14 protein-coding genes are annotated in these 23,601 nt (G+C 70.8%); 11 read left to right on the forward strand and 3 right to left on the reverse strand.

Annotated features, from left to right (window positions below; all coding sequences use genetic code 11):
* Positions 1 to 12 precede the first annotated feature (12 nt).
* The 8 genes from ACN27F_RS15960 (at position 13) to ACN27F_RS15995 (ending at position 10,639) form a co-directional block, all read left to right on the forward strand.
* Positions 13 to 726, forward strand: coding sequence for a vWA domain-containing protein (locus ACN27F_RS15960; protein WP_421434316.1), 714 nt, complete (start codon positions 13 to 15; stop codon positions 724 to 726).
* Between the two features lie 98 nt (positions 727 to 824).
* Positions 825 to 2,384 carry a protein phosphatase 2C domain-containing protein gene (locus ACN27F_RS15965; RefSeq protein WP_421434317.1) on the forward strand — a complete coding sequence of 520 codons (1,560 nt, stop codon included), beginning with the start codon at positions 825 to 827 and terminating at the stop codon, positions 2,382 to 2,384.
* Positions 2,374 to 3,369 (forward strand): hypothetical protein, encoded by a 996-nt coding sequence (locus ACN27F_RS15970; protein ID WP_421434318.1) that lies wholly within the window; start codon positions 2,374 to 2,376, stop codon positions 3,367 to 3,369. The genes ACN27F_RS15965 and ACN27F_RS15970 overlap by 11 nt, the downstream gene beginning before the upstream one ends.
* Positions 3,366 to 4,079, forward strand: a complete 714-nt coding sequence (locus ACN27F_RS15975) for a protein DA1 (RefSeq protein ID WP_421434319.1) — start codon at positions 3,366 to 3,368, stop codon at positions 4,077 to 4,079. The genes ACN27F_RS15970 and ACN27F_RS15975 overlap by 4 nt, the downstream gene beginning before the upstream one ends.
* Before the next feature lie 23 nt (positions 4,080 to 4,102).
* On the forward strand, positions 4,103 to 4,324 hold the full coding sequence (locus tag ACN27F_RS15980) for a hypothetical protein (protein WP_421434320.1): 222 nt from the start codon (positions 4,103 to 4,105) through the stop codon (positions 4,322 to 4,324).
* Positions 4,325 to 4,485: 161 nt separating this feature from the next.
* Positions 4,486 to 7,503 carry a helix-turn-helix transcriptional regulator gene (locus ACN27F_RS15985; RefSeq protein ID WP_421434321.1) on the forward strand — a complete coding sequence of 1,006 codons (3,018 nt, stop codon included), beginning with the start codon at positions 4,486 to 4,488 and terminating at the stop codon, positions 7,501 to 7,503.
* Between the two features lie 209 nt (positions 7,504 to 7,712).
* Entirely contained in the window at positions 7,713 to 10,292 is a 2,580-nt protein-coding gene (locus tag ACN27F_RS15990) for a caspase family protein (RefSeq protein ID WP_421434322.1), read from the forward strand.
* A 101-nt stretch (positions 10,293 to 10,393) separates the two neighbouring features.
* Positions 10,394 to 10,639 carry a hypothetical protein gene (locus ACN27F_RS15995; RefSeq protein ID WP_421434323.1) on the forward strand — a complete coding sequence of 82 codons (246 nt, stop codon included), beginning with the start codon at positions 10,394 to 10,396 and terminating at the stop codon, positions 10,637 to 10,639.
* Between the two features lie 87 nt (positions 10,640 to 10,726).
* Here ACN27F_RS15995 and ACN27F_RS16000 read toward each other — a convergent pair whose 3' ends face one another.
* A complete protein-coding gene (locus ACN27F_RS16000; protein WP_421434324.1) occupies positions 10,727 to 11,353 on the reverse strand; it encodes a response regulator transcription factor in 627 nt (208 codons plus the stop codon).
* Between the two features lie 179 nt (positions 11,354 to 11,532).
* Positions 11,533 to 12,516 carry a hypothetical protein gene (locus ACN27F_RS16005; RefSeq protein WP_421434325.1) on the reverse strand — a complete coding sequence of 328 codons (984 nt, stop codon included), beginning with the start codon at positions 12,514 to 12,516 and terminating at the stop codon, positions 11,533 to 11,535.
* Between the two features lie 621 nt (positions 12,517 to 13,137).
* On the opposite strand from ACN27F_RS16005, the gene ACN27F_RS16010 reads away from it, so the two are divergent.
* Genes ACN27F_RS16010 through ACN27F_RS16020 form a run of 3 tightly spaced genes read left to right on the forward strand, consistent with a single transcriptional unit; the run spans position 13,138 to position 20,480 of the window.
* Positions 13,138 to 14,121, forward strand: a complete 984-nt coding sequence (locus ACN27F_RS16010; protein ID WP_421434326.1) for a hypothetical protein — start codon at positions 13,138 to 13,140, stop codon at positions 14,119 to 14,121.
* Positions 14,118 to 16,934 (forward strand): CHAT domain-containing protein, encoded by a 2,817-nt coding sequence (locus ACN27F_RS16015; RefSeq protein WP_421434327.1) that lies wholly within the window; start codon positions 14,118 to 14,120, stop codon positions 16,932 to 16,934. The genes ACN27F_RS16010 and ACN27F_RS16015 overlap by 4 nt, the downstream gene beginning before the upstream one ends.
* Positions 16,935 to 16,988: 54 nt before the next feature.
* Entirely contained in the window at positions 16,989 to 20,480 is a 3,492-nt protein-coding gene (locus tag ACN27F_RS16020) for a hypothetical protein (RefSeq protein ID WP_421434328.1), read from the forward strand.
* A gap of 31 nt (positions 20,481 to 20,511) precedes the next feature.
* On the opposite strand, the gene ACN27F_RS16025 is transcribed toward ACN27F_RS16020, so the two are convergent.
* Positions 20,512 to 23,352 carry a CHAT domain-containing protein gene (locus tag ACN27F_RS16025; protein ID WP_421434329.1) on the reverse strand — a complete coding sequence of 947 codons (2,841 nt, stop codon included), beginning with the start codon at positions 23,350 to 23,352 and terminating at the stop codon, positions 20,512 to 20,514.
* Between the last annotated feature and the right edge of the window lie 249 nt (positions 23,353 to 23,601).

Consider the following 23,601-nt stretch of genomic DNA (forward strand, 5'->3'; position numbering starts at 1 on the left):
GGACAAGGTTCCATGGACCAGTCAGGTGCCAAACTGTTGCCGTTCTACCTGGTCATCGACGTCTCGGTGTCGATGTCGTCCAGCGGCAAGCTGGACGCGGCGAACGCGATCATGCCCGCGATCGTGGACGCACTCGCGCAGAACCCCATTCTTTCCGACAAGGTCAGGTTCGGGCTCATCGACTTCTCCGACCACGCCGAGGTCCGACTCCCGCTGTGTGACCTGCTCGATCCCAAACTCGCGCTGCCGGCGCTGGCCGTACGCGGTGGTACCAGCTACGGGGCTGCCTTCACCACCCTCCGCCACGAAATCGAGGCCAACGTCGCACAGCTCAAGGCCGACCAGTACGTCGTACACCGGCCTGCGGTCTGGTTCATCAGCGACGGCGAGCCGACCGACGACCAGTCGTCGTGGCGAGCCGCCTTCGCCGACCTCACCTCGTCGAAGGTGTACCCGAACTTCATCCCGTGCGGCGTGGACATGGCGAACACGACGGTACTGGGTTCGCTGATCCACCCGTCCAACGGGCCGAAGCAGATGGCGCTGTACATGATGGAACAGGGCTTCGACCCGGCAGCGGCGATCACCGGAATCGCCGAGATCCTCATCTCCAGCATGATCCAGTCGGGGTACAGCCTCGCCGGTGGCAACACCGGCACGATCCTGCCGAGCAAATCGAATCTGCCGCCGGGCATCCAGCAGTTCGATCCGGCCGACTTCGTCTGACTCGCTGGCTTCGTCCCAGTCAGCTGGACGTTCCCTGACATCCGACGACAGCAACCGGCAGCCGACCACAAGCGCCCAGCCAGGAAGGAACCAGGCCCGTGGCGACGACAGTTGTCCCCATCTTCATCGCGTTCGACCTCGCCTGCGCCATCGGTACGACAGCCGCCGACCGGGCCGCCGAGCAGGCGTGGCCGGTGGTCGACACGCTCCGGCATGACCCGGAGCTCGCCGGACAGGTACGTATCGGCGTGTTCGGGCTGGCCGGCCCGGGTTCGTACCAGGAACCACCGTGGGCGTCGCCCGACATCGACGTCTCGCTCGACGACGTGCCGCCGGCGGGGCGGACCGGCCGGCCGTACGCGGCTGCGTTGGACGGCCTGCGGGCGCTGGCCGCGCTGGATGCCGCAGCCGGACCCGCCGGCCCGCCGCTGATGCTGTTGATCACCGATCGACAGCCGGCCGACGACTGGCGGACCGCGCTGGACGATCTGACGCGCGATCGCCCGGACGCCCGCCTGGTGCCGATCTGGTACGCACCGGCCAGTCGGACGCCACCGCCGCTGCCCGCCTATCCGGGGGATGTGTCGCCCCGGCATCTGTACGGCCCGGAGCAGCTCCAGCCCGCGGCCATCGCGCTGGCGATGGAGCATCTCGACGCGGTCCGCGACGGCGGACACCGCGCCACCGGTTCCCGCGCCCCGGCCCGACGACAGCTGCCGTCGGCGCAGTGGTCCGGCGCGTCCATCCCGTACTCGGTCGGCGACCCGGGCAACGCGGCCAGCCGGGTCCGCCCGCTGCCCGACCCGACCGACTGGGACCGTCCGGACACCGTCCTCGACGGAGTCTGTCTGGTCGACGACGCCGGCGTGCCGACGTTGGAGTTACGTGCCGCCAGCGTGCGCGGACTGTCGCACCGCTACTACGGGACGGTCCGCCAGGACGACTACGCCTTCCGCTGCACCACGGACAACCGGTATCTCGTCGCGGTCGTCTCGGACGGTGTCTCCAACAGCCGGCTGTCACACCGGGCCGCGACCCTGATCGCCCGGGACGGGGCCGCGACGGTCGCGGCGATCCTCGACCGCGGTGCCGAGCCGGCAACCCTCGACTGGGCCGGCATCGCGCGGGAGCTCACCGACCGGGTGATCCGGCTCGGCGAGCAGGTGATCCATCGGACGCCGGACGCCGGCCCGCTCGGCTGCCGGGAAGCCGCAGCGCATCTCGCGGCGACCGCCCTGTTCGCGGTGGTCGGCACGCAGGCTCGGGGGGACGACGTCGAGGCGCACGTGTTCTCCATCGGCGACTCGACCGCATGGGTGCTGCGCGACGGCGGACGGTGGCAGGCGCAGCAGCGGTTGACGAAGGTCGGCGAAGCCGTGGCCTCCGCCAGCGTGGCGGCGATCCCGCTGCAACGGCCCGACGTCGAACCGCCGGTCCAAATCCGGCTGTCCGCGGCGGACGTGCTGGTGCTGATGACCGATGGGGTCGGCGACCCGCTCGGCGACGGCACCGGAGCGGTGGGCCGGTTCCTGGCCGAGACGTGGCGCCGGCCACCCGTTGCCCTGGCGTTCGCGGCACAGGTCGACTTCGCCCGCAAGTCGCACGACGACGACCGCACCGTGCTGGCGGTCTGGCGGGCCGAGCGCCATGTCGACTGAGGCCGGTTCCGCCACCACGGTCGGCCTGGTCGAGTTGGGCCGGCTGGGTCCGCAGCTGGCCGAGGGCGGCCAGGCCCGGATCCACCTGGCACCCGGGCTGACCCTGTCTGGGGTGTCCGAACCGCTGGTGGCCAAGCTGTACAAGGACTTTTGGCCCTCGCCGTACGGGCTGCGCCGGCTCGTCTCGGTCCGTAACGGCCTCACACCGGATCGGCGGAACCGGCTGGACCAGCTGGCGGCCTGGCCGCTACGGGTCATCGAGCACGACGGCCAGGTCCGAGGAGTCGTGCTGCCGCTCATCCCGCCGACGTTTTTCCAGGATCGGGTCCTGCCCGGCACCGGCCGCCCGGACCGGACCCCGCGCGAGGTGCAGCATCTGTTGATCCCGCCGGCGCGGGCGCGACGGGTCGGCATGCCCACCCCGAGCCGCGAGCAACGCCTGCGGATCTGCCGTGACTTCGCCCTGATGCTGCACTTCGTGCACCGCCACGACCTCATCATCGGCGATCTCAGCGCCCGCAACGCGCTGTTTCGCATCGGTGCGTATCCCTCGGTGATGCTGGTCGACTGCGACGCGATCCGGATCCGGGGCAACGCGCCGGTGGTCGCCCAGTTGAACACCCCGGACTGGGATCCGCCTGAACGCCCGCTGACGCAGTACTCCGACCGGTACAAGTTCGGCTTGTTCGTACTGCGCTGTCTCAGCAATGGCGATCAGATGTCGACGACGCGCGACCCGGCCCGCGCCGACGCCGTTCTGGATCCGCCGGGCCGGCAACTGCTACGCGCGGCGCTGGCCGGCGCTCCCACCGACCGGCCGTCGGCCCGCGACTGGGGCGACTACTTCGAGTTCCGGTTGACCGGCCGGCGACTGCCGCCCGTGGTGGTCGACAGTGGTCGCACCGTGACCCCGCGGCGCAGCGAGACCCTGTCGACCACGGGCTGGATCCGGGATCCGGCGACCGGCCGGTGGAAGCAGCGGTGAACGGCGGCGCCCGCCGGCCAGCCGCCCAGGCCACCGGAATCAGCTGCGGCTTCTGCGGACGCTGGGGCGACGGGCGGTGCGCACCCGGGCACCGTGACACCGGACGGCGCGCCGCGGGGTACCAGCCACCCGGCTGGCGGCTGTTCGCGGACGGCTGGTGGTGCTGCCCGCACTGCCAGGTGGGCGCGGTCCGGACCCAGCAGGACGCCCGCCGGCTGTTGCCGTCGGTACGCGCCGAGATGGCCGCGCTCGGCGTACGGCTGCCAGCGCCGGTCCGGATACGGATCGTCAGCGCCGGGCAGGGCGCGACCAGCGCCAGTCCCAGGGTCGCGGGCCTACTGCTCGGGTTGACCCGGCAGGAGGTCACCGACCCGGGCCGGCAGACGAGGGTCACGGCAATCGAAATCGTCTCCGGTCTGCCACCGACACACTTCGGCCGCACGGTCGCCCATGAGATGGGCCATGCCTGGCTCGCTCTCAACGGTCGGGTACCACCCGAGCCGACGATATCGGAAGGTGTCTGCGAATTGTTCGCCTACGCTTGGCTGAAACGCCGGACCGATCCGGTGTCGGCGGCGGCGCGGGCCGCGCTGGTGGCCAACCCGGATCCGATTTACGGTGACGGCTTCCGGCTCGTGCGCTCCGCGGTCCGGTGGCACGGGATCCGGCAGGTCCTGGCGAAAATCCTGCTAACCGGCAGGTTGCCGTGATACTGAGGTACTCGGAGGCGGCAGTGGCTGTTGTCGATCCATCCGGCGATGCGGCGGATCCTGGACCGCTGCCAGCGGGGATCCGCGAACGGTTGACCGAACTGTTGGCCGCCGAACTCGCCGACGCGTGGCGTGGCGCGCTCGCCGCCGGCACCGACCCGATCGAGCTCGCGAGGCATGTCGACGAGCGTCGTCGGGCGATCGAGGCGACACCGGTCACCGATGACCAGGACGACTGCGGATAGCCGCGCCGGACGCGACCGCACGATCGTATCCCCGGATCGCCGCAACCCACTCATCCACACCGGCATCACCCGATGGCCGTTGAGCCACAGCCGTATGTCGAGTACGCCGCCGCACGGCCGCGAGGGCTGACAGTCCTCTGTACGCACGCGACGATGGCATTATGGTCATTGGGCAGTCCTCTCCCCGGTTCGCTACGCCCGGAAGATCATTTGTCGGACGCAAGTCCGAACGTGCCCTACTCGGCGATTTGCTGCGCACCGCCACTCGTGGCAGTGCGACCACGGTGATGGTCGGCGGCGAGGCAGGGGTTGGCAAGAGTCGCCTGCTACATGAGTTCGGTGCCGACGCCCGCTCATCAGGAGCGAACGTCCTATGGGGTGCCTGTATCAATCTCGGCACGGGCGCCGTTCCCTACACGCCGCTGATCGACGCGCTACGCCGCCTGGTGCGCGAACACGGCGAAGCACGGGTAAGCCAGCTCGGCGGCCCGCCGTACGTCGAACTGAGCAACCTGGTCTCGGACTTCACCGGGGTCGCGCCCGGTGAACCGACGTCGCAGTTGCGGGTGTTCGGCGCCGTGCTGAGGATGCTCGACATGTTCGGGGCGAACGCCCCGACAGTACTGATCTTCGAGGATCTGCATTGGGCCGATCCTTCGACCCTCGATCTTGTCTCCTACCTGACCAGAGCCCAGACGGACGAACGGATGCTACTCGTCTACAGCTACCGTTCAAATGATCTTCCTCGCCGCCATCCGTTGCGGTCGCTGCTGGCCGAGCCGGACTTCACCCGGCGGATCCAGCGGATCGAACTGGACCGCTTCACCCGCGACGAATTGGCGCTGTTCCTCGGATCATCATCCGGCGCCGGTATCGGTCCTGACCTGGTGACTCGGTACTACGAGCTGTCCGACGGCAACGCCTTCTACGCCGAAGAGCTGATGGTCTCGGGGATGCTTACCGGCTCCAGGACGGCCCGGCTACCCAGCTCGCTCAGTGAGGTGATGCTGTCCCGGTTCGAGCTACTCACCGACGAGGCCGCCGACGTCGTCCGCGTCGCCGCCACTGCTGGCCGGCGGGTCGGCCACCGCTTGCTCGCGGCTGTCTGCGATCTGCCCGAGGCACACCTGATCAAGGCATTGCGTGAGTGTGTCGCGCAGCATGTGCTGACGATCGACCCGGTCGACGACACCTACGTGTTCCGGCACGCGCTGCTGCGCGAGGCGGTGTACCAGGACCTGATCCCGGGCGATCGGGTCCGCCTGCACGCCGCCCTGGCCGCCGAACTCGCCGCCGCGCCGGGAATCGGCATCGCGGAGGACCTGACCGCCGCGACGGAGCTCGCGTACCACTGGTTCGAAGCCGGCGTACTGCCGCAGGCACTCACCGCCGCGCTCCGGGCGGGTGCGATGGCGGTACGGGTCCGGGCGTTCCGCGAGGCCGAGCAGCACTACCAGCGGGCGTTGAGCCTGTGGCCACGGGTCGAGGACCCGCAGACGCTCACCGGCCAGTCCCGCGAGCGTGTCCTCGCGGCAGCCGCCGACGCCGCCCGCTGGGCGGGGCGGGTCAGCCAGGCGGTGGAACTGGTCCGCGCCGCGATCGCCGAAGTCGATCCGGGACAGGATCCGGGCCGCTCCGGTGAGCTGCTCGAACGCCTGGGCAGCTATCTGTGGGAGGCCGGCGAGACCGGTGACTCGCACCAGACGTACCGGCAGGCGTTCCAGTTGTTGGCCGGCCAACCGCCGGCCGCGGTGACCGCGCGGGTGCTGGCCGGGCTGGCGACCGCCGCGGTACGCGAGGGTCGATACTCCGAAGGACAGCGGGAAGGCGGACGAGCGGTGGCGATGGCCCGGTCCGTCGGGGCGCTGGCCGAGCAGGGCCGCGCGCTGAACACCCTCGGCCTCGCGCTGACCATGCTCGACCTCGCCGCCGAAGGCGAGGAACACCTGCGCGCGGCGCTGCGCATCGCCGAGGAGGTCGACCACCTCGAGGACCTGCTCCGCGCGTACGGCAACCTCGCGGTGGCACTGGAACACACCGGGCAGCTGGCCGAGTCGGTACGGGTGGCACTGGCCGGGCTCGACCTCGCCCGGGGCCGTGGTCTGGAGCAGACCCGGGCGGCCGGGGTGCTGGCGAACAACGCCGCCGCCACCCTTGTGTTGCTGGGCCGGTGGGACGAGGCGGCCACGGTGGTCGAGGAGGTGCTGAGCGTCCGGCCGGTACGCGAAAGCGCGTACCCGCGGTTGACCCTCGCCGAGATCCGCGTCGCCCAAGGTTCGTTCGACTCGGCCGAAGAACTGTTGGACAGCGTACGGGCCATCGGCCGGGAGAACACCGACCCGAGGTTCCTCGGTCCGCTGCACGCCTGCGTCGCCGCGTTGGCGATCTGGCGGCAGGACCTGGCAGCGGCCCGGGCAGCGGTCACCACCGGCCTGGCCGCGCTCGACGGGGCGGAAGACGTGCTGGACCTGGCCCGGCTCGGCGCGGTCGGGTTACGGGCCGCGGCCGACGAATGTGTGCTGCTGCGTGCCGTGCCCAGCACACCCGCCGTCGACCTGGCAACGGCTGTCGACCGCGCCACCGACCTCGCCGCGCGGATCGGACGGGCCGTCGCCGGCCGGGCGAAGGGGCCCGAGGCGGACGCGCTGCGACAGCTCTGCGCCGCGGAACTCGACCGGGCCCGGGCAGCCGACACCGCGCAGCAGTGGGCAGCACTGGCAACCGCCTGGTCAAGCATTGACCGACCCTATCCACGAGCGTACGCACAATGGCGACAGGCGGAGGTCGCGCTGGCCGCCGGTGACGCGGCTGCGGCCACCCCGGCGGCCAGCCAGGCCTGGCACGGGGCGCAGGCGCTGTCGGCCGGTCCGCTACGCGCCGAGATCGAGGCACTGGCCCGCGCCGGACGGATCGAACTCGCCGAGCAGCAGCGACCACCGGCACCGACGGCGCCGCGGACACCCGATCCCTTCGGGCTGACTTCCCGGGAACGCGAGGTGCTGTGCATGCTGTGCGCCGGGAAGACCAATCGGGAGATCGGGCAGTCGCTGTTCATCACCGAACGGACCGCAGGCGTACACGTTTCCAACATCCTCGGCAAGATGGGTGTCGGCAACCGGGGTGCTGCGGCTGCGACGGCCCATCGGTTGCGGTTGTGCTCCGATCGGGACAACACGTAGTCCGGTCGTCCACACCGTACATCGGATCGTCGTCCGGGCAGTGTGGCCGATCGTCGGGACACGAACTCTCGTCGGATCGAATACGCCGACAGCAGCCGCGCCGAATCTGGCCGTACGCAAAACATCGTAAGCATTGAACGGTGACGCGGTCCACGCGTGAACCGTAACCTCCACAGCGGAGTCCGTTACGGTCTATGTCAGGAGCGGCAGTGACACGGAGATCCTTACTCATCGGCGCCGAGACCGGTGGCCTGACCGGAGTCCACAACGACGTCGAGTCGATGGCGACGGTCCTCGACGGTCACGGGTTCACCATCGAACGGCGCGAAAAGATGGCGGCGTGCCGCGCCGGTATCCTCGACGCGTACGAAAAGCTGATCTGCGACACCGGTCCGGACGATGCCGTGGTCGTGTATTACAGCGGCCATGGCGGATACATCGCCCCGCCAGCACCGGAACCGTCCACGGATTCGACCGGTGGTGCCACCGGCCGGCCGGACCCGATGCCGATGCAGTTCATCGTGCCGACCGACTACGACGACACCACCGAGGACGACTTCCGCGGCATCACCGCCGTCGAGTTGTCCGTCCTGCAGGCCCGATTGACCCAGGTGACGCAGAACGTCGTCGTCGTGCTCGACTGCTGCCACAGCGCGCACATGTCGCGCGATGACCCGGATCTGCGGGTGAAGGCGCTGCCCCGGCCGGCTCTCGGGGCGTACGAGCAGGTGCGCCGGCACATCGGTGACCAGCGCGCGGGCGGTCTGCGGACCGATCTGCGCCACCTGGTCGGCAATCCGTACGCGGTGCGCCTCGTCGCGTGCGCACCGCGACAGTCGGCGTACGAGTACACCAACGGCACCGGCGTACGAACCGGCATGTTCACCGAGGCGCTGACCACTGCGCTGGAAGCGGCGAAAAGCGTTCCGATCACCTGGTTCACGCTGGTTCAGTCGGTCCGTCGCCGGGTCCTTGGCCGGGCACCCAACCAGCGGCCGGAAGCCGAGGGGCCGTCCCGTCGTCTGCTGTTCGACCTGCGCGAGGCCGAACCGATCGCCGCGTTACCGATGGTGCCGGCGTCCGCAGGCCGGATCACCCTGCCCGGCGCACCGCTACTGGGGGTGCAGGTCGGTGACGAGTTCGCCATCATGGCTGCGGACGTCCCGCTCGACGTCGAAGCGAGCATCGGCACCGCCCGGGTACAGCGGGTCGCCGGCCTGGCGGCACAGGCCGAACTGCGGTTGCGCAGGCCCGGAACCACGCTGCCGGAGGGCGCCCGCGCGCACCGCACCCGGGCCGCCGCTCCCGCCCTAGCGGTCCGGGTGGCGCATCCGGATCCGCGTACCACCGATCTGGTCGCCGCGATCACCGGCAACCCCTTGGTCAGACTGGCCGGGCCGGACGAGTCCGCCCCGTTCGAGGTCCGGATCGACGAGTCCGCGGGCTATGTCGTGTGCGACCGACTCGGCGCGTTGCACGTTCCGCGCCCGACTGGGCCGGCAGCCGTCCGGCGGGTAGTCGCCGACCTGGAACGCCTCGCGCGGGCGTCCGCGCTGCGAGCTCTCGGCGAGGACCCGAGATACCTGCTCGACGAGTCCCTCACCGTGGAATGGGGACGGGTCGTCGACGGCGTGGCCGAGCCGATGGGGCTGGCCGACGCCGTCGTGCACCAGGGCGATCTGCTCTATGTACGGGTGCGCAACGACGGCGACGACACGGTGTACGTCTCCCTCGTCGACATCGGCGTGTCGGCCCGCATCACCCATCTGACCGATTTCGCCCCGTCCGGGATCCGGCTGCCCGCCGACAGCGAGTACCTACTCGGCTACGACGACCTCGACGAGCAGCTCCGCGGGGTGCCCGTGACCTGGCCCGCCGGGCTGGTCCCGGCATCGGTCCGACCGGAGACCATCCTGCTGATCGCCACCTCCGCGCCGCAGGACATCGGGCTGCTGCAGCAGGGCGGCGTCCGCGGCGGCACGGTGCGCGGCGACCAGTCTCCGCTGGAGCAGGCGCTCGCCCAGCTGACCAGCGGAGGCATGCGCGACGTGGGCCGGGCGTCCGGACCGGGTGCACGATACGCCCTGCGGACAGTCGACTTCGGTCTGAGCCCGCTGCCCCGGCCGCAACCGGAAGAAGCCGGCTTCCTGATCGATCGACGCCCCAACCCGTCGGTGCTTTTGCTCTCGCCGCGCGGTACCGCGCCGGAGCAGGTGGCCGTACGGCTGGACGAGCTGGTGGTGCACCGCAACCGGGCGCTGCTCGGCGCGGACATCCGGGTCGACGCGGTGGTACTGACCGGCGACGGTGACCCGACGACGCCGACGTACCGCACCCGGACGGAGCGGTTCAGCAACGTCCGCGACGGCGACCGACTGCCGCTGGACCGGATGCTCGTCTACCACGGTCCGGCGGTCGACTATCTCGACCTGGCGGTGTGGGTGTCCCGCGACACCGCCGACAGTCTCGCGCTCAGCGACCTGCTGCGCGACCAGCTGGGCAGCCAGGAGGTCCAGGCGGCCGGTCTGCAGTTGACCTCGTTGGCGTTGGCGGCCCCGCAGGCGGCCGCCGCAGTCGCGGCGGTCGGCGCCAGCGCCGTCATCATCAATGTCGCCTACCGGCTGTTGCTCGCAGCTGTCGGCAACAGCATCGGGCTTTACCGCACGTCGCTGCTGGCGCACGAGGAATTCGGAGTCGGCCGTCACCCGACCCAGGGACGTCTGCGCGCCCAGGACTTCTCATTCGCGTTCACCATCGAATCGGTCGGCCGGCGAGAGGCAACCGGCTGAACAGATTTCCCGTCACCCGGAGGTACGCAATTCGTCTACTTACGAGCTGCCGCCGAGGGTGCTGGAATATTCACATGGAATCGCACTGAAAGGTAGGAGAAATGAGTCGCAAGCGTGTAATCATCGGCCAGTCCGAGTGGGCGATCGCCGAGGCGGACGTCGACAGCGTGGTCAGCCTCGTCAAGTCCGCCCTGGCGGAGGGTACGGTCGCCGAGCTGCCGCTGCAGGACGGTGCCGGCCGGGCGGTGACCGTCTTCGTCAACGGCAAGGCGTCGACGACGGTGGTCCTGGACCTCGACCGCGACCCCCGGCCCAGCGAGATCTCCAAGCCTCCGATCGGCGGCTGACGGCCATGCCGGCCTGCCCGGTGCCCTGATCGGGGCACCGGGCAGGCCGACAGCGGGCAGGCCGGCAGCGGGCAGCGGGCACGCAGGTCAGTTCTCGTTGCCCTCCGGCGTGTCCCGCACCCTGATGGATGGCAGCAGCCCCAGGCACTGGGCCCGTAGCACGGTGGTGAGCCGGTCGGCGGTGCCGAACTTGCGGTACATCCGCTCCTGGTGCTTGGCCACCGTGCGGTGCGACAGTCTCAGCCGGCGGCCGATGGCCTGAGCGGTCAGACCGTCCGCCAGCAGGGCGAGAATCTGCCGCTCACGAACGGTCAGTTGAAACGTGGTGGCCGGGTCGCCAGGCCCGGCCGCGGCACCCGTCACCTGGTTGACCACGGTGTACGGCCGGCTCCAGGGCTCCGTCAGCATCCGCATGGCAGTCAGCTGATCGCCGGTGATGCGCGGGGCACGGACCTCGACGAGGTTCGCCAACCGCCCGGTACGCGAACCCGAGGTGTTCCACCTCCAGTAGCCGTCGACCCGGGCAAGGTCGCCGAGCCCGAGACCGGCCCGGACGAGCGCCCGCAACAGCACCGGGTCGCCGTTCGCGGCCGTGGTCAGCAGCCGACGGGTCGCCGGTTCGACCGGACCGTCGAGTACGGCGGCGAGCAGTCGGTCGGCAGCCCGGTCAGCCGGATCAGGTTGTGCGCAGACGAGAGTCGAGGGCGTAGCCATCGCGAGCTCCTTGCGTTGTCGATCGGTCCATGGCCGAAAGCCCCGGCGGCGCCGGTTGTCCTCCAGCACGACCAGCATCGCGACGGGAACACGGCGATCCATGGCGAGAACTACGTAGAACGCTTACGGCGGATCCATAGATCGGCCGGCGCCCACTTCAGAGCACCGCCACGGTCGGCTCAGCGACCGGCTGGCCGCCACCCGAGTCCGTACCCACGCCCCTGCCGGAGGTCGGTGAACACCTGATGCACCGATGCAGCGTCGTCCACACCCAGCGGATGGTCTCCTGGCGTCTCGTCGTCGAGCATCCGCGGTGGCACCCCGTCGATCCGCCAGACGGCCTTCGGTGGTCGGTGGGCGTCGAAGGCCACCGTGACCTGGAAGAGGTCACAGGCGACGAGGGGGAGCATGACGTAGTGCGGCCGCACCGGCCAGCCGGTCGGAAAGCGGTAGACCATCTGCACTTCATGTGCCTCGCCCCGGCCCAACGGCCGGGTGAGGGCCAGTTCCCAGCGGAAGTGCTGGACGTCGCGCCACCGCTGCGCCCCGACGATACGGGCGCCGGACACCGCCTCGGCGATGATGTCCGCGTCTCGCGGCGTTTCGGCGTGGACCGGGGCGCTCAGCCGTACCGCCACCCGCTCCAGACCACCCCGCTGCGCCACGATCAGCCGGGTCTCGCTCAGTTCGACACCGCCGGCGTCGAATCGCAGTCCCGATCGCATCGCACGGACGCACCAACCGGTTTCCGGGTCGGCTCCAGCACCGGTGGTGTTGCCGGTAGTCGCCGTACCGTCGGGGTCGGTGGACCTCGCCGGCCGGCCCAGGGCGCTCTGCACGATCAACCCGATGGCGTCGTCCACCCGGCGTCGCGCGGTACGCCCGCTGCAGGCTTGTTCCTCGGCCAGACGCTCGATCCGCCACGTCAGTTGGCGGTACTGGTACGCGCGGTCCATGCCGAAAGCGACCACGACCGCCCGGGCAAGGTCGGGTGGCAGGTCCGTAACCATGGCGCGCAGCCAGGCCTGCAGCTTCGCCGCGACGACACGGTCGTTGTCCACCGCGCCGATACCGCCGAGTCGGGTGAGCCAGGGTCCGACCCGCTCACGCAGATGAGGGCCGGCCAGGCCCCAGCCGTGGCGCAGCCGAATCAGCTCTCTCACCAGATCTCGTTCGGCCGGCACGGGGTCTCCCTGAGGCTGGGCTGCCAGTCATGATTGGGCCAGAGTAGCCTCCGGACGAAGCTTGAGTGACGTTCGGACGACGCGGTGTACGTACTACTGCGCAGTTGTTTGCCGGCCGTCTGCGGAATAGGCAGGACAAAGGCCTTTCCCAGCCCGTCCGATTGGACGTCGACAAGCCGGTGGCGTCAGGCCGACAAAGGTTGTCCAGTCATTGTCCAATCGCGTATCAGCGGCGGGGCAAGAATTTCGGTGGTCGGTACTACCGGCGGCGCCCGCCGGTAGCCGACCGGTCGAATCCGCCGACCGACCGGATTCGACAAACCTGGACCGAAGGCCATTACCCGATGACGGGTAGTGACCGTAGTCTGGGGCTCCTCCGCAGAAGCAGTCCAAATAAGACCTGTCGGTCGTGGTGTGGAAGGGATGGGCACCATGTCTAGCGGCAGCGCGATACTTGAGCACGGGTCGATGGGTTCGGACGGCACCGCAGATGGTCCTCGCGCGTCATCGACCAGTCCAGCAGGTGAGCGGGTCCGCGCGCTTGCCCGCAACGGGCTTTTGGCGCGTCGGATGGCATCGGGGTCCCATGCCGACAGACGATTGATCAACAGTGGCGCCTACGAGCTGGTCTGGCCGGTGGTCTACAACCGGTTGACGCGCCGGGTCGAGATCCAGCGTGGCCACCACCGATGCGCGTCCGGAATGCACCGGCTTCAGCCGGACTGCTTCGACCGCTTTCAAGACGACGTCGAGGCGGTCATAGCTGATCTATTGAAAAACGCCAAGGTCCCGATCGCCAATCTCGAAGGCTGGGTGACCAGTCGGCTCGGCCCGGCGACGGTCGACGCCCACCGCCGTCGTCGCGGCGAGCGGGGGGCACTACAGCGGCCCCGGATGCCCGCCTGGCTCGTCGACGGCCTCGACCACGACCAGTGGTTGACCGTTCTCGCCCTGGAGGTGCTGGTCTGGGTCGGCGTGCCGACGACCGCAGGGCTGAACCTGTGGCCGCTGGCCGCCTGGACGGAACGCAAGGCAACCGTCACCGGCCGACACGGCACCGGCGAGGCCGAAGTGGCCCGGGACGTCGACCGGGTGCTGCTCGCGATGCGGGCGCGGCCACAGTGGTACGCGAAATACGTGGAGCGGCCACTCGGCCACAAACAGGCACCTGTGCTGTCCGGGCCGGGCAGCGACGCGGACCCGGCACGCGAGGAGGTCCACTTGCCACTTGTCGAGCCGTACGAGGCAGACGACACCCGACTGGCCGAACTGGCTGCGGTGGCCGTCGAGGCGATCGAGGCACGACTGCGCCGGGGCGACGACCGGCGCTGCGCGGTGAGCACCGTGCTACAGGCCGTCTTCGGCGCCGGCACCGGCGCCGACGAGCTGGACCGTGTCCCCGGTGGCGGGACGGACGAGGGCACCCGGGTGACCGCGCTGCTGTCGGATCCGCACCAGCTCGACCGGATCGCCGAGGCGGTCCTCGAGATGCTGCCCGGTCCGTCAGTCGTCAGCAGCAGGACCGGCAAGCAGGCGGCGGCGACGAGGCGGCCCAGGCCGGCCCGGGACGAGGAGACGAGATGACCCGGGAGCCCGACACCGGCGGCTTCACCACGGCAGAGATCCTGTACCGCTGCGGTCGGACGGTCGGCGGGCTGCTGCGCGGCGACGTCGCGCCCGCACACGTCGACGCGGCGGTCGCCGACCTTCGCCGGCTACCCGAAGATTTGCCCGAGCGCGGCCAGATGGGAATGGCCCTGGTCACGGCCATCCTGCGGACCAGCCAACGGCATGGGGAGCAGTATCTGCGCCATCTGCCAGGCCTGGTCGACCTCGTCGACCGCCGCCCGCCGACGGGCACCGAATGGGCCCGGCTACGGCCGATGGCCCTCGCGCTGAGCCACCTGCACGATCCCACCGACCTGGGTTCCGTGGACGCACCGGCCATGCTCGCCCAACTCGACGAGCTCGGCGGGACGCTCGGTGACGACCCCCGGCTGCGGTCGATGCAGCAGGTCCTGCGGCTCGGCGCACGTTACATCGGGGCGTTGAAACAGGGCGACGAGGCCACGCTGCGCGAGGTGACCAAGGAGATGGCGACGCTGCACGAGATCGGCGGCGACTCCCCGTTCGGCCGCCATCAGCAGGTGTTCGTCCAGGCGATGAAGATGATGAACGCCCACCGCCAGGGTGACAACGCCGACACGGTGCGGGCCTGGGACCAGTTCCGGAGCTCCGTCCAGGACTCCGAGCTGATGCCCTTCATGGCTCAGGCGATGAGCGATACCGAGACGGCGTTCGACGTCCTACGCCAGTTCGTCGATCCAGCGGACGGCCAGGCAGCGCCGGCCGCAGGGCCGACCGACGAGCAGCTCGCGTCGCTGCGGGCACTCGCCGAGCGGCCCGGCACGCCTGACGCGCAACGTACGTTCGTCCAGACCCTGCTCGGCGCGAGCGACCTGCGCGGCGGCCGGGAGACCGACATCGGCAAAGTCGAGGCGGGGATCACGAAGTTCCGCCAGGTGCTCGCCGAGGCGCCGGCCGACGATCCGAGGAAGGCATTCCACCTCCTGTCGTTGGGGCTCGCCCTGCTGCGACGCTCCGAGGTCACCGGGCGGGTCGACGGCCTGCCCGAAGCCGCACGGCTGATCACCCAGGCACGCGAGATGATCGGCGGTCCACACGACCCGTTGTGGTCGCTCGCCAGTGAGACTCTCTCGGCCGTCAACCGTCGTCTCGGTGAGACGGGCGACGCGCGTGCCTCCGCCTTGGCGGGACTGCGGCGCTACGCCTGGAACGTCCTGCTGCAGTCGGATCCGGCCGCCGCCGGCGTCGCGGCCCGTGACGCCGCGGACGCCGCGCTGGACATCGCCCGGCAGTGCCTGATGGACAACGAGCCGGCCGATGCCATCCAGGCGTTGGACGCCGGGCGTGGCCTGGTGCTGTTCGCGGCGACCGAACTGCGCGACGTCGGCACCCGGTTGACCGCCGCCGGCCACGGTGAACTGGCTCAACGCTGGCAGGCGGCGACAGCGGACGACGGCCCGGCGCAGGCCGACACCGAGCTACGGCGAGAGGTGCTGTCCGCACTGTCGCAGGAGACCCGGCCGGCGACCGGCACGCCGGCCGATCCCCTGGACCCGCCGAGCGTGCCCGAGATCCAGCAGGCGCTACGGGCCACCGGCGCCGACGCGCTGGTCTACCTCGTGCCGGGTGCCAGCCCGCAGCCCGGGTGGGCCCTGTTCGCCCCGGCGGACGGCCCACCCGGATACCTGGCGCTGCCCTACCTGCTGACCGACGGCGACGACGATGTGGCACGCCACCTCGCCGCGCTGTCCACCCGCGACGTCGTCCTCGCCGCCTCGCGAGGCAGTTGGGCGCCCGGCGGGGACGAGCAACGCGAAATGGACGTCAAAACCAGCCAGTCACGGGCTGCCGACAGCCTCGACGCCCTGTGCGACTGGGCCTGGCGAGCGGCCATCGGTCCGTTGCTGGAGCACTGGCTGTCCCGCCGGCCGGCGGCAGGCACCGATCACCCGCCACGGATCGTGCTGGTGCCGATGGGGCACCTGGCCCGCGTTCCATGGGCAGCGGCCCGCCGTGCCGACGGCAGGTACGCCGTACAGTTGGCCCGGTTCTCTCAGGCCGCGTCCGCCCGGATGCTCTGCGACTCGGCTGCGCTGCCGCCGGTGCCGTTGGCCCCGGTCGGGCTGGTGGTCGGCGACCCGGACACCGCCGACGAAGCGGCCGAGCTGACCGCCGCCCGCGCCGAGGCCTACGCCATCCGGCAGGCCTTCTACCCCGGAGCCCGCTACGTCGGCCGGCGGCCGGACGGTTCGACCAGCCCTACCGGACCGGGCACCAGCGACGAGGTACGCGACTGGCTGACCAGTACCCGCCCCGGCGCCGGAGCCATGCTGCACCTGTCGTGTCACGGGGTGGTCCAGGCCGACCCGGAGGAGACGTCGTCGTACCTGTTGCTGGCTGGCGGCGACCGGCTGACCGCCGAAGAGCTGACCGGGCTACTGGCCGGCGCGCCGCAGCGGCAGATCGGGCTGGTCGTGCTCGCTGCCTGCCGTACCGGTGTGTCCGGCCGCGGCTACGACGAGGCGTACAGCCTCGCAACGACCTTCCTTGCCGGCGGCGTCCGCTCGGCGATCTCCACCCAGTGGAGCATCGGGGACCGGACGACCTCGCTGATGATGTTCATGTTCCACCATTTCCTCAGAACAGAGCGGTGCCCGGTGCGGGAGGCGCTCCGTCGAGCGCAGCTGTGGATGCTCGATCCCGACCGCGAGCCACCTGCGGCGATGCCGGCACCGCTACGCCGCCACGTCACCGAGCCCGATCTGGCTCACGTCATCGCCTGGGCCGGTTTCGTCCACTGGGGTCAGTGAACCGCTCGGGTCGGTCGGCTTGCCCAGGCACCACCGCAGAAGGGAGACAGGGTCGTGTCCTCGATCCAGGAGACGATTGCCGCCATCCGCAAGGAGCTTGCCGAGTTGTCCGGGCCGATCCGCTGCCGTCCACTCGACGAGTTGGCGAACGCCCTGCTCCGGCTCCACTGGGAGACTGGTTTCGGCAATGACGCCGGTCGGCCCCATCTCGACGCCGCGATCGAGGCGCTGACCGAGCTGTACGGTTATCTGGAGCCGACCGACCGGGTACGGGCGGGAGCGGCGTGCAAGCTCGGCTACACGCGCGGCCTCCGGCATCTGCTGCACGGCAGCGACGATGCGGACCGGGACGTGGCCATCTCACTTCTCGAGGAATCCGTCGACCACGACTGGCTGCCGCCGACCGTCGTCGTCATGGCCAAGGTCGTCCTCGGTTGGCTCTATCTCACCCGGACGCAGGGACACTTCTCCACGATGGGCATGTCGATGTCCTATCAGAACGTGGAGCCGGGCGCGCTGGCGGACGTCGACCGGGCGATCGCCCGTTTCCGCCAGGTCATGGCCGGACCCGTGTTGTCCGAGGACCTGAGAGGCATGGTTGACGCGATGCTGGCCATGGCCGAGTCAATGCGCGACCTGCTCGGGATGACAACCGAGGGGCTCGCCGGGCTGGATTTCGGCCGGATGCAACGGATGCTCGCCGTGCTACAGACCCTCAGCGCCAAGTTCGACGGCGGATTCGGCGGCGGTCCGGGCGGTCCGGCTGCCGCCCCCGGGCTGGCCGGACTGGCCGGATCGGCCGGGCTGGCCGGGCCACACCGGCCGGTGTTCCTGGACCCGCGGCTGATGCTGTCATTGCCACCGATCGACCGTCCCACCACCGTCATGCACGGTTTCCCACCCGCGTCGCCACCGCCGGCACCTGCCACAGTGCCCGGTACGGCGCAGCCGTCGGCCTCGGTCGGCGTCGCGCCCCGGTCGGGTGTCGCGCCGGTCGGCGTCGCGCCGGTCGGCGTCGCCCAGCTGCGCGAGGCACTCGCCGCCACGCTGGTCCACCTTGCGGTAGCCGCAGGGCAACCGTCGGTCGGCGACGAACCGGCGGAGGACCAGGCGTATCTGGCAGCCGCCTACCTGCTCCGCCCGGACCTACCCGCCCTCTCGGTCGAAGGGATCGACGAGGCCGTCGCGCTGGCCACCGCCACCGTCGCCGAAACGACTGCGGCGGCCACCGATACGGTCCAGGCCGACCCGGCGAGCGCGGGCGTCGACCGGTTCCTCCTCGCCGTCGCACTGTTCCTACGCGGCTGGTACGACGGCGGCGGTTGGGGCGAGGACGTTGGCCCCGCCGGCCCGGCCGGCAAGGGTCACTTCGATGCCGACAGCCCCGACGAGGGCAGTGATCTGGCAGCGGCCGCCGGCCAGCTACTGACCGCGATCGAGATTCTCCCGGCCGAGCATCCGGCCGCACTGGCAGCCGTCGCCGGGCTGGCCGCGTTCGTCGACGAAGGGCACCCGCTGACCGGCCCGCTGACCGCGACGGCCAAGCGGACCGCAGAGTTCGCCGACGCGGTACTCGCTGCGGCCGCGGCTGCCGAGGACGCCCACCGGCCGGGCACCGAACAGACCTTCGGGGTGGCACGTGCGGTGGCGGCGCTGTGTCGGGTGACGGCCACGTCCCAGGCCCACTCGTACATCGACGCGGGCGAGCTCCTCGCCGTAGCGCAGGCAGTGCCGGCCGACTCGCCGTGGCGTTCGCGGCTACACAGCGCCGTCGGTATCGCCGCGGTGGCCGCGGGCCTCGCGGCGGAGGACCCGGCCGCGATCCGTACGGCGACCGGAATGATCTGCGCGACGGCCGATGCCGCACCGCACGCACGCACGAGCGTACCGGCGACGTTGCGAACGCTCGCCGTGATCGCGACCGCGCTCATCGACGCGGACCAGGCCGCGCTGCGGCGGGCCGTCGGGCAGCTGGCCGACCTGCCCTGCGGTCCGGCCGACACACGCCACGTCGAAGCCGTGCTCGGAGCCCTGCAACTGGCCCTCGCCGAGCCGGACACCGACACGGGATCGGCGTCAGTCCACCTGACCCGGGCGGTGGCCTCGCTGCTGACTCCCCCGGACGCGGCGCTCCGCGCGGCCTCGCAATGGCGTCTGGTCGAGGCGTACCGGCGTGCTGGTTCTCCGCAGGATCTCCAGCGGGCCCGCTTCACCGCCACCGTGGCGCTGCGTGCCGGCGGGAACCGTGCCGACGGTCCGGCACGCTACGCAAGCTGGATGCTCGAAAGCGGCGGAGCGTTCGAGGCCTTCGAAGCGCTGGAAGTCGCCGCAGCGGCCAGCGCGGCGACGCCGACCGACCGGCCGACGACCGTCGGTGGCCTCGACCCACTGGTCCGGGACGTGGCAGGTGTCCTGCTGGCAGCGGCGCGCGTGGACGTACCGACCGAGCCTGCCACGTCCGGCCCGGCCACACCGCCGACTCCCGGCGAGGTAGCCGCAGCCCTGCGCGAGGTCGGGGCGAACGCCCTGCTCTACCTGCACCCGGTCGACGAGTCCAGGCGCCGTGCCGGCGTCCTGCTGCTGGACGAGGGCGGGCGGTTGACCCTGCTCGGCGTGACCGACGTGCCAGACACCACGGCTGAGGCTCCGCCGGTGGATTGGCCCGACGGCAGCTGGAACCGACTCGTCGAGCCGCTGCTGAGCCTGCTTCCCACCGGCGTGACGCCGCGTCGGCTACTCGTCGCCGGCACCGGTCCACTCGGCCGGCTGGCCCTGGCCACGATACCGGACCGGGCCGGTCGCCCGGCCGGTGAGCTCCTGGCCGTCTCCCGGGTGGCCTCGGGTCGTCAGGTCGTCGAACTCGCCGCCCGGCAGCCGTTGCCGATCGGCGGGCAGACCGTGTTCGTGGCGAACCCGCGGGGCGACCGTGACACGGCGAGCTACGAAACGATGGTGCTCCGGCGGGTGTTCCATCCCAGATCGATCGGTCTCGGTCGGACGGTGGAACAGGTGAACGGACCCGGCACTCCCACCGAGGTACTCGCCTACCTTCCCGGTCCGACCGGGCCGGGAATCGGCCTGCTGCAACTCGACTGCGGCGTCCGGGCCGGCTGGCCGCCAGCTCTGGCGCTGGCCGAAGATCCCGCGAGCGGGGACTCCTGGCTGGATGTCGAGCGGATCCTGGCCCAGGCGGCGGCCGGTGACGACCACGCCACCGGCGGGCTGGTGATCCTGCCGCCCGACGTGGACCGCAGTGTGCGGATCGCGGTGACCGACGTGCTGCTCAGAGCCGGAGTGGCCGGCGTGATCGGTTGGGAATGGCCGGTGCCTCGTTCCGTTGCCGCGCTGATGACGTTCGTCCTGCACGCGAAGCTCACGGATGAGGCCGTGCCACCAGCCGAAGCAGTGTGGAGGCTACAGCGCTGGATGTCCGATCCCGTGCGGGTGGCACCACGTGACCTGCCGGCCAACCTCGTGCCGGTGCTGCGGGACGGGCGGCTCGGCGAGCCCGCGTGCTGGGCTGCGGTGGGTTACGCCGGCCGTTGAGGCCGATTCCCAGCCGCCCGGGGGAGCCGCCTCAGCGGCCCGAGTGGGTGAACCCGGCCCACGCGGCCAGCGCCGGCGGCTGGTCGTCGAGTCGCCACCGCAGGGTCGGCGGCATGGCCTTCGGCGGCTGCCGCCCGCCGTCGAGCATCCAGAGCTGGGCGGCGCGGAGCGCGTCGAGCGGACGCATCCGCGCGATCCGCAGATAGTGATGGAACATGAACATCAGCACCGAGGTCGGATCGTCCGGCACGCTCCACTGGGCGCTCACCACTGACCGGACACCGGCCGCCAGCAAGGCCGTCCCCAGGCTGAACGCCTCGTCGTAGCCGCTGACGGACGCGCCGCTGCGGCAAGCGGCGAGCACCGCCAGGCCGGCCGCCGGCACCGGCCCGCCGCCCCTGCTACGCAGCAACTCGTCCGCAGCGAGCCGCTGCCCGCCGGCCAGCAGCAGGTACGACGTACCATCCACGCTGGCGCCCTTGCGGACAACGCCGTGGCAGGCAAGATGCATCATCGACCCACAGCGCCCGGCAAGCCATTCCAGCACGTCGCCTGGCGAGCCGGTACCGGCGTTTACCGACAGGCCGTCGGGGGTCCGTCCGACGTACCTCGCCGCTGGGTAGTACGCCGCCCGGATCGCCGCTGCTTCCTCCCGAGCGGCCAGCAGCTCAGCGCCCGCACCGATCGTGTCGGGATCGCCGACGATCAGTCCGGCACCGGTCAACGCCACGTCTGAGGCCGCGGCCGTCTCACACAGCAGCCGGGCCGATACCGTATAGGAGAAGACAGCGTCTTCAATGGCGTACCGACGCCGGCCGTCGACCAGGCGGTAGGCCGCGTGCCACGGGATCGATGCCAGTTCCCGCATCGGTACGAGTACCAGCCGCAACGGGCGGCCAGCCGCTCTACCCGGACCGAGTGCGAGCAAAGGGCCGATGGCTGCCCGCCATGCCCACTCACATACCGCGTCCAGCGGGTGGGCGGCGCCGGTGGCGAGCATCTCCCGGACCGCCGGTGCCGGCCCTCGCCTGGAACGGACATCCTCGGCGTGGCCGGCCATTCCAGCGGCCAGTCGCTCGAACTCGCCACCAGCGATGCTCAACTCCGGCAGTTTGCACCAAGTCGGCGCTTCCCCCGCGGAAACGATCACCGCCGCACCGGCCCGGTCCTCGCCTGGGACCAGGTACACCAGCGCGTCGGCGTCGAGGGCGGCCAGTGCGGCGCGCACCTCGTCCGGCCCGGGCGGGTCGAGCAGCCGGGTGGTGGCATCCGCCGGCCTGCCCAGCGGCACGCCCGCGTCGTCCAACCCGACACCGGCCACGGCCGCGATCACCTGCCGGCGCAGATCGGCCGGTGCCTGCAGCGGACCGCCCCGGTCCATCGCCTGGCGCCACTGCTCGGCCAGGCGCGTCTCACCGCGGCCGGTAAGCCGGCTGGTCAGTTCACGGGTCTCGGCTGCCGAATACAGCATCAGCCCGCGACCCGCGTCCAGTGCTGTCGCGGCGGCAGCCGCGTCACCGTCGCTGAGACACCAGCGGGCCGTTTCGACCGCGTCTTGCGCGGCGAAGCGAGCCGCGCTGGCGATCTCCACCGGGTCGGGTTGCAGCAGGGCGTTCCACGCGTGGCCGCGCAGGCCGCTCAGAGCGGTCCGTTTCGCCGTCTCGTATTGACCCCGCAGCCGGTAGGCGTGAGCGAGCGGGACGGCGGCCATCGTCCAGTAGGCGTGCGCCGCCACCGATTGCGCCTGTTCCAGCAGGTCGATGCCGCGGTGCAGGTCCTCCCGCCGGCCGGTCGCCGCCAGCCGCGACAGGTGCGCCACACCGGCCGATAGGAGGTAGAAGGGCCGACGCGGATCGTGGGCGGCGCACAGACCGATCACCTGCTCCCAGCGACCGATCGCCCGGGACAGCATGGCCGGATCGTCCACACCGAGCCCCTGCTCCGCCACGGCGAGCGTGGCCAGGCGGCTCGCGCGTTCCGCGTCGGACAGTCCAGGCTGCTCGGTCAGCAGGGCCAAACCGCCCAGTTCACTTGACATCGCGGCGTCGATCGGCCCGGCACCGCGGCCGTACCCGTCCGGATCGGCCACCGCGCCGCGACCCGACATCCGCAGCACCGGTCTCAACGCCGGCATCACCCCGTCGAGCTGCAGCCGCAGCGGATGGTTCGCCGGCAGATGCTCGTACCGACGGTACAGCTGGTCGAAATTGGCCAACGCACCCGCCGCGTCACCCCGTTGCGCCATCGCCGCGATCCTCGCCATCGTGTCAAGCAGCTCAGCCTGATCACGATGCGCCTGCGCACGCAGCTGGTCGACCGTCGATCCCGACCTGTCGACCAGCTGGCGCATCTGCGCGGTCACCCGGGTCATCGAGCCGCTATCACTGTCGGCCATCCCGATCATCAGCTCCACGCCGAGCCGGGACGACTCGATCATTGTGGCGTACGGCTCTTCACCGCCGACCATCGCCGCGAACCGCCGTACCTCGGCCAGTCCGTTGTGCGGATCGAATCCTGGCCGTCCGTCACGGGCGGCCATCAGCAGGTCGAGCGATCGGATCGCCGCTGCCGCCGGCCGCCACTGCGGTGGCTGCGCCGGATCGGTGTCGGCGATCCCGGCCAACTCCACCGCCTGGCCCACCCGGTCCGGCTCACGCAGCATCCCAGCCTTCACCATGGCAACCGCGAGGACCGCAGCCAACTTCGGCCGCTGCGATGATTCCGGACGTAACGCAGCGAACGATGCCAAGGCGACATCGAGGGTCTGCTGGTTCGGCACGTTCTGGTACCCGACGATGTCGGCGAGGCAGCGGGCGACGTACGGATCAGACCCGTCCGGACCGGCCGGCGGTCCCGAGATCACCTGAGTCATCCAGTTCCTCCTCCGTACGGCTCAAGAGGTCGCCGTCGAGACCCGTCGTCCTGGACAGCGGTCAGATCCGTCTGCCCCGATACCCAATCGATCGAGCGACATGGATGAAAAACGTCGACAGCGGCGGCGGGCACGATGACGAGCGCGACCGTCGCCTGCGCCGCGAGCACCCACCGTGTCGTCCGCACGTCAACGTCTGACGGACAGACCTCCGAGGACGCCGGAACCGGGCCGCCACGTTCGGCAACG

The organism is Solwaraspora sp. WMMB335 (genome assembly GCF_049179075.1).
Lineage (GTDB): Bacteria > Actinomycetota > Actinomycetes > Mycobacteriales > Micromonosporaceae > Micromonospora_E.